This is a genomic window from Streptomyces sp. NBC_00029, from assembly GCF_045160505.1.
Lineage (GTDB): Bacteria > Actinomycetota > Actinomycetes > Streptomycetales > Streptomycetaceae > Streptomyces.
The window spans coordinates 3,060,745-3,075,914 of sequence record NZ_CP108292.1 but is presented as its reverse complement, the minus strand read 5'-3'; the positions used below and the strand labels follow the sequence as shown (position 1 = coordinate 3,075,914).

The window sequence follows — 15,170 nt, the reverse complement described above, 5'->3', positions numbered from 1 at the left end:
ACGGCTGGGGTGGCAGGCTCCGGCGCTGCCCGGCGGGCCGCATCCGGCGGGGGGCTTCCCGGACGTTGTCGTCATGCCCCGTAATGGAATTTGGGGGCAGCGGGGGGCCTGGAGTTGCGGTGCCGTGGCGCCGGCTGGCGGGGCGGCCGGGTGAGCGTGATCTGGCGGACGAGCTGTTGGAAGCAGGCGAGCGCGGCGATGGCGGGAAGGGTCGCCGCGGCCTGGGCGGCGAGCGTTCGCGGCGCCTGTGACACGCACAGCAGCGTGGCCAGAGTGGAGAACAGCAGGACGACGGACCACGAGTGGGTGGCGCGGCGCTGGTGCAGGGCCGCCCTGAGGATGGACAGGGAGGCGACCGTCCATGGTCCGTAGATCAGCAGCGGCCACCAGCCGACCATGTCCTGGGCGGTGCGGTCCATGGCGCTGTGCCGAAGGGCGTCACAGATGGCAAGGCCGCTGAGGGTGCTCACGACGGCGGCGATGAGCGCGACCAGCAAGGCCGTGCACAGACTGCCCGTCCGCATCAGGGCCATGGCCGGCGCCTTGGCCGCGACGGTCCGACGGTGTCCGCGGGACACGTGCGCCTCCGGCAATCCGATGATGTCCGGCGGTCCGGCCACCAGCCCGTCGGTGCTCATCGTGTCGTTCGCATCGTCGAAGACGGCCTTGCCGAAGGCCTGCTCCCGGCTGGCGGCCGCGCTCTCCTGAAGGAGACAGGCGAGCTCCTCCGCCGGATCCCATCCGCTGTTCGCCCGGCCCAGTCCGAGCGATGGATGCCCCGTGGCCGTGTGCTGTTCAGGATCCGGCCCCGGCCGGAACGTGCGGGCCTCCGGTGGTGTGGGGAAGCCGTTCCAGTCGGGATGACCGAGCGATCCGTACGTCTCATACACGGGAGTCGTGCCTCACCTGGTCGTCGGGGCACGTCCCGGACGCGGCCACGGCGCGCGACCGCAGGTCGAACTCGCGATGGATCGCGCTGATCTCCTTCAGGAAGTCCTCGACGACCGAGGCCGAGTAACTCAGTTCGATTTCCCGGCCTTCGTGATGCAGAGTCGCGTTCTCGCCTTGAGCGCGGTCCGGTGAGGCCGGCGTGAATGTCCATTTGCCCATGTGGGCGCCCCCGGGCGGAACGGGGACATCCATGTCTGTTGTTTGACGATTGAAGATTCTTCCGAGGCTTGCTCTTGTCATAGTCCACCCAACGCTCCCGGCGGCGGGCAGGGTATGCGCCATGCGAGTGATGATGGCGGGGCGTGCGCGTGTTGACCGCTTCCGTTCATCGTTTCTGCACCCTGCCCAACACCTCGGCGTCGCGCTTCGTGCCCTCGGTGCCGCCTCATGCAAATCGGAAAAACTGCAATCCGGCTTCGTGCTGCTGCACATGGCTGCAATGAGGGGGCGGGGCCATAACCCTGCATATGCCGATGCGTTGTGTCGTTGTGTTGCTGAGGGTTCGACCGCGGGCCCGCTGAATGAATCCGTCACCGGAAAGGGACCGCTGTGGCAGATGTGTTGATGAGGCTTGTGCTGATCTGTGCAGTACTGGGTGCGTTCTGGAGCGCACTGGCATCGTCCGGGGTGGGCCGAATGCGGCACAGGGACATCCTCGAGCTGAGGCGTCAGCAGCGCTTCAGGTATGTCCTGGCCCGGAACGCGCATGCCGGCCGGCCCTCCCCGCCGGAAGCCCCGGCGGCCGCCGAACCGGCGCGAGAACCCGGCGGCGGTGCGACGTGTGCCGCCTGCGGGGCCCTGTCCGGTTGGGAAGGCGGTGTACCCGGCTGAGCTCCGGCGCTGCCCACCGCTTACGAGGGCCGGGTGTAGATCCGCTTGGTGTCACGGATGAACCCGCGGCTCTGTTCGGGGCCGAGCGCTTGTGCTTGGAGATGGTCGTACATGAGGTGGTAGGGCTGGCGGTCCGCCGGCTTCTCCAGGTAGAGGTCGCTGGTGAAGCGCTCCAGGTACACGACTCCCGCGTCGCTGTCGGGGAACGTGAGGATGGAGAACTGCCCCGAGACGCCGGGGTGGGCTCCTGCGTCGTGCGAGAGGATCTGCACGGTGATGTGCGGTTGTGCGCCGAGCCGGTTCAGATGCTCAAGCTGTTCGCGCATGATGTCGGCGGTGCCGACGGCGCGGTGTAACGCCGATTCGTCCAGAACCACCCATAAGCGGAGGGAGCGGGCGGGGTGGTGGGCGCGATGCTGGCGCCGTAGCCGCACCTCGAGACAGGTGGCGGCCTGCTCGGCTGTGATGTGGGGGTTCGTTTCCCCGATGACCGCGGCGGCATAGGCGGGGGTCTGCAGCAGGCCGGGGATCACCAGGGGCTCGTACGAGTGGATGGCGACGGCCTCCGTCTCCATCCCGACGAACACGCTGTAGGGGACGTCGCCGTAGGCGACCCACCAGCCCTGCTGCCGGGACTGCTTCGCCATCCGCATCATCGAGGCGACGAGCGACTGGTCGGTGACCTCGTAGAGCTCACACAGATCACGCACGTCGCGCGGGTTGATGGCGCGACGACCCGTCTCCAGCAGGCTGATCTTGGACTGGGACACCAGCAGCCGACCCGCAACCTGCTGGGACGTCATGCCCGCGGCGCGGCGTAGTTGGCGAAGTTCCGCCCCCAGGCGGCGTCTTCTGACGGTGGGGCTTCCGTTCGCCGCCATGGGCGGTCTACCTCCAACTACAGGGCCTCATGCAGAAGTGCACAACCCGACAACTGTCGCCAAAAGCATTCTGCATACCCGAGCCGACGAGGCGTGCACCCGGGCGGCGAAGACCACCTGTTCGGCCCAAGGGAATCGCCCGCAATGATGCCCCCGACGCCAGCCGGCCGCACGCCTCGCCGTGTCTCTGGCCAGCGGAAACCGTCACGGCGTGACACCGCTGATGCCCCCGCTGGTCGCGTTAGCCCATCCGGGTTTCCGCGGGCTCCAGCGGTTTGCGGTTCTGCCACGGGCGGCACAGGCCGAAGAAGGCGCTCAGGGCCAGCACCGCGCACACCAGCTGCACCAGCGCCATCGGGACCGCCGTGTCCTCGCCCGCGATGCCCACCAGCGGCGAGGCGATCGCGCCGACCAGGAACGAGGTGGTGCCGAGCAGCGCGGAGGCCGATCCGGCCGCGTGCGGGGTCAGCATCAGGGCCTGCGCGTTGGTGTTCGGCAGGACCACGCCCATCGCGGACATCAGCACGAACAGGGCGGCGGCGATCGGGGTCAGCCCGACCTCCCCGAACACCCCGGTCGACATCAGCAGCAGGGCCACCGTGGAGGCCGCGACGACGCCGAGCCCGACGGCCAGGACCTTGTCCAGGCTGACGCGGCCCACCAGCAGCTTGCCGTTGATCTGGCCCACGAGGATCAGGCCGACGGAGTTGAGCCCGAAGAGCAGGGCGAAGGCCTGGGGCGAAGCCCCGTAGATCTCCTGCACCACGAAGGGCGAGGCGGATATGTAGGAGAAGAGCGCGGCGAAGGCGAAGCCGCCGGTGAGGGTGTAGCCGGCGAAGACGCGGTCGCCGAGGAGGCCGCGCATGGTCCGCAGGGCGGAGCCGACGCCGCCCGTGTGGCGCCGCTCGGGCGGCAGGGTCTCGCCGAGGCTGCGCCAGACCATCAGGGTGAGCACCGCGCCGACGACGGTGAGGACGACGAAGACCCCGCGCCAGTCGGCGAAGCGGAGCACCTGGCCGCCGATGAGCGGGGCGATGATCGGGGCGGCCCCGGATATGAGCATCAGGGTGGAGAAGAAGCGGGCCATCTCGTCGCCGTCGTACAGGTCGCGCACGACGGCCCGTGCGATGACGATCGCGGCGGCTCCGGCGAGGCCCTGCAGCAGCCGGAAGGAGATCAGCAGCTGGGCGGTCGGGGCGAGCGCGCAGATCGCGGTGGCCAGGACGTAGACGACCATGCCGATGAGCAGCGGCCGGCGGCGGCCCCACTTGTCGCTCATCGGGCCGATGACGAGCTGGCCCAGGGCCATGCCGGCGAGGCAGGCGGTGAGGGTGAGCTGGATGGTCGCGGCAGGACTGTCCAGGGCGTCGGTGACCTGCGGCAGGGCCGGCAGGTACATGTCCATGGACAGCGGCGGGAGGGCGGTGAGCCCGCCGAGTATGAAGGTGACCAGAAGGCCCGTGCGGCGTGCGGCCGTCAGGGGCGTCGTGGCGGTGGGGGCAGAGGGCGATGCGGGCGACGAGTCGTGCGGGGGGGCCGTCGCGGGGCCTCTCTCCGACATGCGGAACTCCAGTCTTCTCATCTGATCTACGCACCCCTGACCGACCCATGCTCTCAGCAATCGGAACGTCCGGGGAGCGGGGCGCCGTGTGACGTACCCTGCGGCCCCATGGACGAAAGTACGAAGAAGATCGCCGTGGTGACGGGTGCCGGATCCGGAATCGGCCGCTCCGTGGCTCTGGCCCTGGCCGCCGCCGGATGGTCCGTGGCCGTGGCCGGCCGCCGGCCCGAGCCGCTGGAGGAGACCGCCGAGGCCGCCGGTGACGGCGCCGACGTACTGCGCGTACCGGCGGACGTGAGCGACCCGGACGACGTGACTGCGCTGTTCGAGTCGGTCCGCGCGCGGTACGGGCGCCTCGACCTGCTCTTCAACAACGCGGGCACCTTCGGCCAGGGCGGGGTCCCGCTGGAGGACATCACCTACGAGGCCTGGCGCTCCGTCGTCGACGTCAACCTGACCGGCGCCTTCCTGTGCGCGCAGGCCGCCTTCCGGCTGATGAAGCAGCAGGACCCGCAGGGCGGCCGCATCATCAACAACGGCTCCATCTCGGCGCACGTGCCGCGCCCGAACTCCATCGCCTACACCGCGACCAAGCACGCGATGACGGGCCTGACCAAGTCCCTGTCGCTGGACGGGCGGCCGTACCGGATCGCCTGCGGCCAGATCGACATCGGCAACGCGGCGACCGAGATGACCGAGCGGATGCAGACCGGCATCCTGCAGGCCAACGGGCAGCTGGCCGTCGAGCCGGTGATGGACGCCGCCGACGTGGCCCGCACGGTCCTGCACATGGCCGGACTCCCGCTGGAGGCGAACGTGCAGTTCGCGACCGTCATGGCGACGGCCATGCCGTACATCGGCCGCGGCTGAGGGACGGGAATGGCGCCCGGCCGGCCGGGGTTGAGGCGGTCATGACGACCGAAGTGCTGCGCTACACCGCGTTCTCCCACGACCCGGACGGCGGCAACCCCGCCGGGGTCGTGCTCGATGCCTCCGGACTGGACGAGCACGCCATGCTGGAGATCGCCGCCGGGCTGGGCTACAGCGAGACGGCGTTCCTGACCGCTCCCCCCGAGGGGCTCGGCGGTGAGGAGGGCCGGTCCTTCACCGTCCGCTACTTCAGCCCGAAGGCGGAGGTCCCCTTCTGCGGGCACGCGACCGTGGCCACGGCCGTGGCGCTGGGGGAGCGGATCGGGCCGGGACAGCTCCTCTTCTCCACCCAGGCGGGGACCGTACCGGTGTCCGTCACCTCCGAGGACGGGCGGCTGCGGGCCACGCTCACCAGCGTCGAGCCGCACACCGAGGAGATCGGCGCCGCCGACCTCACCGAAGCACTGGCCGCGCTGGACTGGCCCGGGGCCGACCTGGATCCGGCCCTCCCGCCCGCCATCGCCTACGCCGGAGCCCGGCACCTGGTGATCGGCGCCCGCACCCGGGCCCGGCTCGCGGACCTCGCCTACGACTTCGCCCGGCTGGAGGCCCTGATGCGGCGTCTGGACCTCACCACGGTCCAGCTGGTGCACCGGGCGGGCCCGGCCGAATTCCACGTACGGGACCCCTTCCCGGTCGGCGGCGTGGTCGAGGACCCCGCCACGGGAGCCGCCGCGGCCGCCTTCGGGGCGTACGCGCGCGAGCGGGGCCTGGTCCCGGCCGACGCCGTGCTCACCCTCCACCAGGGCGAGGACATGGGCCGCCCCGGCGTGCTCACCGTGGAACTGCGCGAGGGCGACCCGCGGGTGCGGGTCGGCGGCGCGGGAGTACGGATCGCGTGAGCGCGCACACCGGACCGGAGCCGGCCCCCCACCGGCAGGCACAGCGGGACCGGGGCATGCGGGTCCTGCGTTTCGCCGAGGCCGAGGTGCCGGCGGAGCTGGCCCGGCAGGTCGCCGCCATCGAGGCGGCGGCCTGGCCGGGCTCCGCACCCGGCCACGACCCGGCGCTCCACCCGCGGACGATGCTGCTCGTGGACGGGGCGGGGACGGTTGCGGCCTCGCTGTCGCTGCTGTACAAGCCGGTCCCGCTCGCCGGGCGGACGTACCGGGCCGCCGGACTCAGCTCCGTGGCCACCGGGCCGGAGCTGCGCGGCCGCGGGCACGGCGGCCGGCTGGTGGCGGCGGCCCACGCCGAGCTGGCGGCCGACCCGGCCGTGGACCTGGCGCTGTTCAGCTGCGACCGTCCCCTGGCGCCCTTCTACGGGGCGGCCGGCTTTGCCGTGCTGCCCGGAACGGTGCTGGTGGGCGGAACCCCCGAGGACCCACTGCCCACCGACGCCCCTGGCTTCGACAAGGTGGTCCCGGCGGCCTTCTTCACGGACGACCCGGAAGGGGACCGTGCCGCCTTCACGGGCGTCCGCGTCCCGCTGCACCCCGGAAACACCGACAGGCTGTGGTGACGGGCCCGCGAGCCCTTCACCACAGCCCGTCGGCCTCGGCTGTATCCGCAGAGGGGGGCAGTGTCCCCGCGGCCGGTCAGCCGGCGGGCGTGGAGCCCGAGTCCGCGGGCCGCGCCTGCGGCGCGGCCGCCGGGCGTCCGCGGTCGACGAGGAAGAGCGTCAGCACGGGGACCAGGTACAGCAGCCACACCGTGAGCTGGAGGACGGTCGGGTCCGGCTGGAAGTTGAAGACGCCCTTGAGCAGGGTCCCGTACCAGCTGTCCGGCGGGATCGTCTCGCTGATGTCGAAGGCCTTGTCGCCCAGTCCGCCCAGGAAACGGGCCTCCTGGAGGTCGTGGACCCCGTACGCGAGCACGCCCGCGGCCACGACCACGAGCATGGCGCCGGTCCACCGGAAGAACTTCGCCAGATTGATCTTCACGGCGCCCCGGTAGAACAGGTAGCCCATCACGATCGCCGTGCCGATGCCCAGCAGCACACCGATCAGCGGCGCCGACGAACCCTCGCCGCTGGCCCGTACCGACGCCCACACGAACAGCGCCGTCTCCAGGCCCTCCCGGCCGACGGCCAGGAAGGCGGTGGCGACCAGCGCGGCGGTGCCCATGGCGAGCGCCGTGTCGAGCTTCCCGTGCAGGTCGGCCTTCAGATGGCGCGCGGTGCGCTTCATCCAGAAGACCATCCACGTCACCAGACCCACCGAGATGATCGACAGGGCGCCACCGAGCAGCTCCTGCGCCTCGAAGGTCAGCTCCTGGGTGCCGAATTCGAGCATCGCGCCGAAGGCCAGCGAGAGCCCGCAGGCGATCGCGATGCCCAGCCACACCGGACGCAGGGCGTCCCGGCGCTCGGTCTTCACCAGGTACGCGACGAGGATGCAGACGACCAGGCTGGCCTCCAGCCCCTCGCGCAGGCCGATCAGATAATTGCCGAACACGGCGGTTGTTCCTCTCCGGCGGTTGCTTAACCGAACAGCGTCCGGCCCCACCAGTCGTCCTTGTCGCGGACGCCCGGCGGGACGGCGAAGACGGCCGAACCCACGTGCTGGATGTATTCGTTGAGCACGTCGGACCGGGCCAGATTGCGCTGGATCGGGACGAACCCCTTGCGTATGTCGCGCTGGTAGGCGAGGAAGAACAGGCCCGCGTCGAGGCGGCCCAGACCGTCCGTGCCGTCGGTGAAGGAGTAGCCACGGCGCAGGATCGTCGCACCGTTGTTGGTGTCCGGGTGCGCGAGACGCACGTGCGCCTCCGGCTTCATCGCCTTCAGGAACGGTTCGTCGCGCTCCTTGGACTTGCCGACCGGGGCACCCTCGCCCTTGTCGCGGCCGAAGATGTCCTCCTGCTCCTGGAGCGGGGTCCGGTCCCAGGTCTCGATGTTCATCCGGATCCGGCGCGCCACCAGGTACGAGCCGCCGGTCAGCCAGTCGCTGCCGTCGCCCGCGCCGACCCACACGTGCTTGTCCAGGGCGGCCCGGTCGGTGCCGGAGATGTTCCGGGTGCCGTCCTTGAAGCCCATCATGTTGCGCGGGGTCTGCTCGTCGGGGGTGGTCGACGAGGTCTTGCCGAAGCCCAGCTGCGACCAGCGCATGGCGGTGCGGCCGAAGCCGATGCGGGCCAGCTGGCGGATCGCGTGCACGGCGACCTGCGGGTCGTCGGCGCAGGCCTGGACGCAGAGGTCGCCGCCGGAGCGGGCCGGATCCAGGTTGTCGCCGGGGAACAGCTCCAGGTCCACCAGCGCCTCGGGGCGCTTGCCCTCCAGACCGAACCGGCCCTTGGCGAACAGCCCCGGCCCGAAGCCGATGGTCAGGGTGAGCCGGGAGGCCTTCAGCCCCAGCGCCTCGCCCGTGTCGTCCGGCGGGGCCTCCGGGAGACCGCCGAAGCCGCCGTCACCGACCGGCAGACCGGCCGTCATCAGCCGGGCCGCCACCGTCCACTCCTTGAGGAGCTCGACCAGTTCCCCGCGGTCCTTCGTCTTCACGTCGAAGGCCGCGAAGTGCAGGCGGTCCTGCACGGCGCTCGCGATTCCGGCCTGGTGCTCGCCGTGGAACGGCACGGCCGCCCCGGCGGCCGCCGCCGACACCATGTCCGAGCCGCCGCCGAACGAAGCCACCGCACCGCCGGCCGCGGCGGCGCCGATCGCGAAACCGGCCCCGCCCCAGCCCAGCACCGCGCGCCGCGAGGGCGCGCCGCCGGAAACCGGCGCGCCGCCGTCACCGTCCTGCCCGGGCTGCTGCGCAGCCGAGTCCGACTCGGTCATCGTGTTCTCCCGCCTGCTTCTCGTCCCTGTCCCTGTCCGCTACTTGGTGACCGCGGCGGCGAGCTTGGAGAGCGGCTCGGCGAGCGCGTTCACGCCGTCCGAGAGCTCCTTGCGCTCCGGCTCGCCGACCTTGTCGTACGAGGTGAACTCGTAGGTGGTCTTGTCGGCGCGGTACTTGTCCAGCAGCACGGTCAGCGCCGCGAACTGGGTGTCCAGCTGCTTGACCAGCTCCGGGTCGTTCTTCACGGCGATCGGCTTGAGCAGCTCGTACGCCTGCTGCGCACCCTCGACGTTGGCCTTGAAGTCGACCAGGTCGGTGTGCGAGTAGCGCTCCTCCTCACCGGTGACCTTGCCGGTGGCGACCTCGTCGAGGAGCTCCTTGGCGCCGTTGGCGATCGAGGTCGGGGTGATCTCCGCCTGGCCGACCTTCTTCTGCCAGTCGGTCAGGTCCGCGATCAGGGTGTCCGCGAGCTGCTTCTCCCGGTCGGTGATCTTGCCGTCGACCCAGAGGGCCTTCTCCAGACGGTGCCAGCCCGTCCAGTCCTTCTCCAGGTCCTGGCCGGCCTCCAGGCCGTCCTCGCGGACGTCGACCTTCGGGTCGATGTCGCCGAAGGACTCGGCGACCGGCTCGGTGCGCTCCCAGCCGATGCGGGAGGGCGCGTAGAGCTTCTTCGCGGCCTCGACGTCGCCGGCCTTGACCGCGTCCGCGAAGGCCTGCGCCTTGGGGAGGGTCTCCTCGGCCTGGGTGACGACGTAACCGCGGTAGGCGGAGACCGCGGCGTCCATCTCGGGGCTGCGCTTCTCCTCGCCGCCCTTGCCGGTGGCCTTGACCTTCTGGGCGATGCCGTCGCCCTTCATGCCGGGCTTGCAGACGATCTCGTAGTCGCCCGCCTTGATCTCGGCGGTGATGGAGGCCTTGGTGCCGGGGCCGATGTTCTCGCGCTCGGTCACGATGCGGGCGTCCGGGAAGAGGACGTAGACCTCGGTGACCTTGGAGCCCTTGTTCTCGACGTCGATCTGCACCTTGCCGGACGGGAACTCCGTCCTGGACACCTCGCAGGCGCTGTCGGACGCCGCCACCTTGATCACGTCGTCGCCGCCCGCTGCGCTCTTCTGGGAGCAGCCGGTGACGGCGGTCAGTGCGGCCGCGACGGTGGCTGCGGCGATGGCGGTGAGGCGAGCGGGGCGCATACGGAGGCTCCTGGCGTCGGGCGAAGGGGCCGTCCCGAGGAGGGAGAGGCCGGTGAGGCGGACCTAACTTAACCGAGGCTTACCTCACCCATACCCTCTCGTACCGTGATTCAGGTCATAGGTTTTCGCTCCGGACACGGCCCTGTCACGGGCCCTCCACGGCAGGCCCATGGCACGGTCAAGCCGGGGTCAAGTCAGGTGTGCGTTCGGTATGGCGGAACCGGCGGAAGCGCTGGAACCCGCGGAACCGGCGGACGCCTTCGCGGCCCGGACGGGAACCACCAGCGGCGCCCCGGTGCGCGGGTGCGGGAGCACCTCCACCGGCTGCCGGTAGACGCGGCTCAGCAGCTCGCCCTCGAACACCTCGGCCGGCGGGCCGTCCACGGCGATCCGCCCGTCGTGCAGGACGGCGGCCCGGTCCGCGTAGGCGGCGGCCAGCCCCAGGTCGTGCAGGACGACGACGACCGCGTCCCCGGCCGCGGCCCGCTCCCGGCAGATGCGCAGCACGAGCTCCTGGTGGCGCAGGTCGAGGGCGGCGGTGGGCTCGTCGAGCAGGAGCAGCGGGGCCCGCTGGGCCAGTACGCGGGCCAGCGCGACCCGGGCCCGCTCACCCCCGGAGAGGGCGGAGAAGGGGCGCGCGGCGAAGTCCGTGACCTCGGTGGCGGCCATGGCGAGGGCCACCGCCTCCTCGTCGGCGTCGGCGAGGGGGGTGCCGGCCCAGGGCGCGCGGCCCATCCGTACGACGTCCTCCACGGGGAAGGGGAAGGACAGTGCGGCCGACTGCGGGAGGACGGAGCGGCGCAGCGCGAGATCCGGGGCGCTCCAGTCGCCCACCGGGCGGCCGTCGATCCGGATCTCCCCGGAGGCGGCGGGCAGGTCGGCGGCGAGCGCGCTCAGCAGCGTGGACTTGCCCGCTCCGTTGGGGCCGACCAGTGCGACCACCTCACCGGCCCGGGCGGTCAGGTCGATCCCGGCGAGGACCTCGCGGTGCCCGAGCCGGACGTGCAGGTCCACGGCCTCGGCGACGGCTTCACCGGGGGCGGGGCGGGCCGGGACGGTCCTCCGGGTGCGGGTGAGCAGCCCCGTCAGTCTGCTGGTCACGCCCAGCCTCCTTGCTTGCGGCGGGTGCGGCGCAGCAGCCAGAAGAAGAACGGGCTGCCGAGCAGGGCGGTCAGTACACCGAGCGGCAGCTCGGCGGGCTGGGCGAGGGTCCGGGCCGCCAGGTCGCCCGCGACCAGGACCACGGCGCCGGCGAGGGCGCTGCCGGGGACCAGGAAGCGGTGGCCGGGGCCGTTGGCCATGCGCAGCAGGTGCGGGACGAGCAGGCCGATGAAGGTGATGACGCCGGCGACGGCGACGGCGGCGGCGGTGAGCAGCGCGACGACCAGGATGAGGGCGAGGCGCAGCCGTTCGACGTCGATGCCCAGATGGCGGGCGGGCCGTTCGCCGAGCGCGAGCAGGTCGAGCCGGCGGGCGTAGAAGGGGGCGACGAACAGGCCGGCCAGGGCGCAGGGAAGGACGGCGAGGACCTTGGGCCAAGTGGCCTGGGCGAGGGAGCCGAGCTGCCAGAAGGTGATCTGGTTGACCTGGCCGCTGTCCGCGAAGAAGACGAACAGGCCGATGAGGGCGCCGGCGAAGGCGTTGACGGCGATGCCGGTGAGGATGAGGGTGACGACCTCCGTCCTGCCGCCGTTGCGGGAGAGGAGGTAGACCGAGCTGACGGTGATCAGGCCCGCGACGAACGCGCAGACGGTGATGGTCCAGTTGCCGAAGAAGCTGAGGCCGAGGCCGATGGCGGCGACCGCGCCGACGGCGGCTCCGGCCGAAATGCCGATGACGCCGGGCTCGGCGAGGGGGTTGCCGAAGACGCCCTGCATGAGCGCGCCGGCGCAGCCGAGGCTGGCGCCGACGAGCAGGGCGAGCACGACGCGGGGGAGGCGGACGTTCCACAGGACGCTCTCGCCGACGCGGTCGAGGGGAGCTCCGCCGAGGCCGAGGTGGTGCTGGACGGAGGCGAGGACGTCGGGCAGGGGGATGTCGTAGGCGCCGGTTCCCGCGGAGAAGAGGGCGAGGAGGGCGAGGACCGCCACGAGGGCGGTGGTGAGCAGAGCGCCCCGGCGGTGGCCGCGCGACCGCGGCTTGGGCGTTGCCGGGGCGGGGTCGGGGGCCGGGGCGAGGGCGGCCGGGTCGGCGGGGCCCGTGGCTGCGGTTCCGGTGGGGCCGGGTGCGCCGGCCGGGTCGGCCGGGCCGGTTCCGGTGGGGCCGGGTGCCTGCCTGGGCAGCTCCTCGGGCGCCGAATGCGACGAGGTGTCGCGGGGAGCGGTGGCGGTGGTGGGGGTGGCGGCGGTGCGTTCGGCACGCGGGGATGGGCCGGGCGCGCTCGCGGTCCCGTCGGATCCGGCGGTCGCGGGCAGGTCCCGGGCTTCCGGGTCGTGGAGGGCCACCTCAGGCGCCCTTGCCGTAGAGCTGGTCGACCAGGGAGGAGAGGACCTGGTCGGTGCGCGGGCCGTAGTTGAGCAGGACGCCGTCGTCGACCGTGACCACCCGGCGGTCCATGCCGGCCGGGGTCTGGGCGACGCCCGGGATCTTCACCAGGCCGTCGATGCCGCCGACCGATTCGAGGCCCTTGGACATGACGAGGATCGCGTCGGGCGCGGCGGCCGCCAGGGCCTCGCTGGTGATCGGGGTGAAGTCCTTGCCGAGTCCGGACTCCTTGCCGGTGTCGACCGCGCCGGCCGCCTCCAGCAGCGATGCGGCGCCGGAGTCGGATCCGCCCAGCAGATAGACGGAGGCCGTGCCGCGGAGGTAGAGGAAGGCCACCCGGGGCTTCTTGCCGGAGGCGGCCGGGATGTCCTTGCGGACGGTGGCGATCCGGTCGGCGGTGCGCCGGTTCAGCTGCGTGCCTGCCTCGTTGACGCCGAGCGCGGCGGCCACCGCGTCGATCCGCTTCGGTACGTCGTCCAGTCCCTTGGCGGGGGCGATGACCAGGACCGGGATACCGGCGTCGCGGATCTGCTGAATCGCTTCTCCCGGTCCGGTGGTGGTCTCGGCGAGCACCAGCGTCGGGCGCAGCGAGAGCACGCTCTCCGCGGAGACGTCATGTCCACGTGTCACCACCGGCAGCCGGGCGGCCTGTTCGAAGGTGGCTGTGATGTCCCGGGCGACGACCTGCTCGCCGAGGCCCAGGGTGTGGACGATCTCGTTGAGGCTGCCGCTGAGGGGGACGACCCGATCCGCGGAGGTGATCGTGACCTGGGCGCCGTCGACGGAGGGCACCGTGACGGGAAGGGCGGGCCGGGGCGCCGGAGCGAGTGGTTCCACCCGGTCCGGAACCGAGGCTGCGCCGGGGGCCGATGAGCCCGGGGTGGTGGCCGTACCTCCGCAGGCCGTCAGCGCGAGTGCCAGTGCTGCCACGGCAACGGCGAGACGGGGAAAGCGGTGTGACGCGGCGGGCGTAGGCACGAATGCACCGTCCTGATCGTCCGACTGAGGTTCTGGGGACCGGGGGGTGTTCATCCGGCCGTGGTTAGCTTAGGTTAGCCTAACCTTGCCCGCTAGGCCTTAGGAGGGGGCGGTCATGCCCACGAGACCCGTCCGTACGTTCGCCGTCGCCCTGTTGGCGGCCCTGCTGGGCGCACTGCTCCCGGCGACCGCCGCCCGGGCGGGCACCGTGCAGGGGGGCCGACTCGACTGGGGCATCAAATCGTCTTTCCAGAGTTATGTCACGGGTCCGGTGGCAAAAGGCAGTTTCAAGCTGAAGAGCGGCGCCGCCACGGTGGGCGGCAGCCTCTTCCGCTTCCACTCCGCGAGCGGTTCGTACGACCCGGACTCCGGTGCCTTCGAGGCCTCCTACTCGGGCGGGGTGACCTTCCAGGGGCACCAGAAGTCCGACGGCGTCTACGAACTGGACATGACCATCAGCCGCCCGACCGTCAAGATCTCCGGCGGCAAGGGCACGCTGTACGTGGACGTCTCCAGCAAGGCCAAGGACAGCGGCGCGGTCACCAGCCAGTCGCAGGTCGCCTTCGCCTCCCTCGGCGTCGGCGGCATCAACATGAAGGGCGGCGCCAGCCCGCTGACCCTCACGAACCTCCCGGCCACCCTCACCGCGGAAGGCGCCAAGGCCTTCGCCGGCTACTACGGCGCCGGCACCCAGCTCGACCCCGTCTCGCTCTCCGCCGACGTCAGGACCGCCCCGGCCGCCGCGCCCCCGCAGTCGGCGACTCCGCAGTCGAGCGCCACCACCGAAGCCGCCCAGGCGCCCGGCGCCTTCACCGACGCCGCCGTCGACTGGGGGGTGCGCCGCACCTTCCGCGAGTACGTCACCGGCTCGATCGGCCAGGGCAAGTGGACCCTCGCCGAGGGCGCCCAGGACGGCGGTGCGCTGTTCCGCTTCCCGCAGGGCAAGGGTTCGTTCGACGGCGCGAAAGGCACTCTCGACGCGGCCTTCGCCGGCACCGTCCAGTTCACCGGAGCCCACCTGGACCTCACGCTCGGCAAGTTGAGCGTGAAGGTGGCGGACGGAAAGGGCGTCCTGTCCGCGGACGTCACCGCCGGCGGCCAGACGAAGAACGCCGTCCCCCTCGTGGAGTTCGACGCGAAGGGCCTGAAGACCGAGGGCAAGCTGGCCACCCTGACCGAAGCCCCCGCCACCCTCACCGACGGCGGCTCCCAGGCCTTCAACTCCATGTACAAGGCCGGCACCGAGATGGACCCCGTCTCGCTCGCCGTCGCCCTGGACGCCACCGCCAAGCTTCCCGCCCTGCCCGACCTGGGCTCCACGGCCTCGCCCGCCGCCCCCGCGGCCGCGTCGCCCTCCGCCGAGCCCGCCCCGGTCGCGAAGGACGCGGAGTCCTCCGACGCCGGGCTCTTCATCGCCCTCGCCGTGGCCGTCCTGGTCCTGGCCGGCGGCGGTGCCCTCCTGGTCGTGCGCAAGCGGCGTACGGCCCAGGCGGCCCCGACCGCTGCCCCCGCCCCGGCTGCTGCCCCCGCTCCGGCTGCTGCCCCCGCTCCGGCCGCCGCCTCCGACCCGGCCGCCGCCTCCGACCCGGACGCCGCAGCCCCCAAGGGCACGTCCACCGACGCTCCGTAGCAGGCCCGCTCCTCC

At 72.0% G+C, this 15,170-nt stretch carries 13 protein-coding genes and 1 pseudogene; 4 read left to right on the top strand and 10 right to left on the bottom strand.

Annotation, left to right across the window (positions count from 1 at the left end):
- Positions 1 to 71: 71 nt before the first annotated feature.
- From OG753_RS14645 to OG753_RS14630, 4 genes are all read right to left on the bottom strand, one after another.
- Positions 72 to 890 carry a hypothetical protein gene (locus tag OG753_RS14645; protein WP_405788699.1) on the bottom strand — a complete coding sequence of 273 codons (819 nt, stop codon included), beginning with the start codon at positions 888 to 890 and terminating at the stop codon, positions 72 to 74.
- Positions 883 to 1,110: a hypothetical protein gene (locus OG753_RS14640; protein ID WP_405788698.1), complete on the bottom strand. Its 228-nt coding sequence runs from the start codon at positions 1,108 to 1,110 to the stop codon at positions 883 to 885. The genes OG753_RS14645 and OG753_RS14640 overlap by 8 nt, the downstream gene beginning before the upstream one ends.
- Positions 1,111 to 1,802: 692 nt before the next feature.
- Positions 1,803 to 2,663 (bottom strand): helix-turn-helix transcriptional regulator, encoded by an 861-nt coding sequence (locus OG753_RS14635; protein ID WP_327262237.1) that lies wholly within the window; start codon positions 2,661 to 2,663, stop codon positions 1,803 to 1,805.
- Positions 2,664 to 2,904: 241 nt separating this feature from the next.
- Positions 2,905 to 4,224: a Bcr/CflA family multidrug efflux MFS transporter gene (locus tag OG753_RS14630; RefSeq protein WP_327262236.1), complete on the bottom strand. Its 1,320-nt coding sequence runs from the start codon at positions 4,222 to 4,224 to the stop codon at positions 2,905 to 2,907.
- Between the two features lie 108 nt (positions 4,225 to 4,332).
- Between OG753_RS14630 and OG753_RS14625 the strand changes: the two genes are divergently transcribed.
- Genes OG753_RS14625 through OG753_RS14615 form a run of 3 tightly spaced genes read left to right on the top strand, consistent with a single transcriptional unit; the run spans position 4,333 to position 6,616 of the window.
- Entirely contained in the window at positions 4,333 to 5,094 is a 762-nt protein-coding gene (locus tag OG753_RS14625) for an SDR family oxidoreductase (RefSeq protein ID WP_405788696.1), read from the top strand.
- A 41-nt stretch (positions 5,095 to 5,135) separates the two neighbouring features.
- Entirely contained in the window at positions 5,136 to 5,996 is an 861-nt protein-coding gene (locus tag OG753_RS14620) for a PhzF family phenazine biosynthesis isomerase (RefSeq protein ID WP_327262234.1), read from the top strand.
- The gene (locus OG753_RS14615; RefSeq protein ID WP_327262233.1) at positions 5,993 to 6,616 is read left to right on the top strand and encodes a GNAT family N-acetyltransferase; all 624 of its coding nucleotides are present in this window, start codon (positions 5,993 to 5,995) and stop codon (positions 6,614 to 6,616) included. Before OG753_RS14620 ends, OG753_RS14615 begins: the two co-directional genes overlap by 4 nt.
- Before the next feature lie 76 nt (positions 6,617 to 6,692).
- Here the strand turns inward: OG753_RS14615 and efeU are convergent, their stop codons facing one another.
- The 6 genes and pseudogenes from efeU to OG753_RS14585 form a co-directional block, all read right to left on the bottom strand.
- Positions 6,693 to 7,550, bottom strand: coding sequence for an iron uptake transporter permease EfeU (gene efeU / locus OG753_RS14610; protein ID WP_327262232.1), 858 nt, complete (start codon positions 7,548 to 7,550; stop codon positions 6,693 to 6,695).
- A gap of 26 nt (positions 7,551 to 7,576) precedes the next feature.
- Positions 7,577 to 8,872: an iron uptake transporter deferrochelatase/peroxidase subunit gene (gene efeB, locus OG753_RS14605; protein ID WP_327262231.1), complete on the bottom strand. Its 1,296-nt coding sequence runs from the start codon at positions 8,870 to 8,872 to the stop codon at positions 7,577 to 7,579.
- Positions 8,873 to 8,911: 39 nt separating this feature from the next.
- The gene (efeO, locus tag OG753_RS14600; protein WP_327262230.1) at positions 8,912 to 10,063 is read right to left on the bottom strand and encodes an iron uptake system protein EfeO; all 1,152 of its coding nucleotides are present in this window, start codon (positions 10,061 to 10,063) and stop codon (positions 8,912 to 8,914) included.
- 267 nt (positions 10,064 to 10,330) lie between these two features.
- A pseudogene (locus OG753_RS14595) lies at positions 10,331 to 11,143 on the bottom strand (heme ABC transporter ATP-binding protein); the annotation flags it as partial.
- Between the two features lie 17 nt (positions 11,144 to 11,160).
- Positions 11,161 to 12,507, bottom strand: a complete 1,347-nt coding sequence (locus tag OG753_RS14590) for a FecCD family ABC transporter permease (protein ID WP_405788693.1) — start codon at positions 12,505 to 12,507, stop codon at positions 11,161 to 11,163.
- A gap of 1 nt (position 12,508) precedes the next feature.
- Positions 12,509 to 13,525: an ABC transporter substrate-binding protein gene (locus OG753_RS14585; RefSeq protein WP_327262228.1), complete on the bottom strand. Its 1,017-nt coding sequence runs from the start codon at positions 13,523 to 13,525 to the stop codon at positions 12,509 to 12,511.
- Positions 13,526 to 13,640: 115 nt separating this feature from the next.
- Here OG753_RS14585 and OG753_RS14580 point away from each other — a divergent pair, with 115 nt between their 5' ends.
- The gene (locus tag OG753_RS14580; RefSeq protein WP_405788691.1) at positions 13,641 to 15,155 is read left to right on the top strand and encodes an HtaA domain-containing protein; all 1,515 of its coding nucleotides are present in this window, start codon (positions 13,641 to 13,643) and stop codon (positions 15,153 to 15,155) included.
- The last annotated feature ends 15 nt before the right edge of the window (positions 15,156 to 15,170 follow it).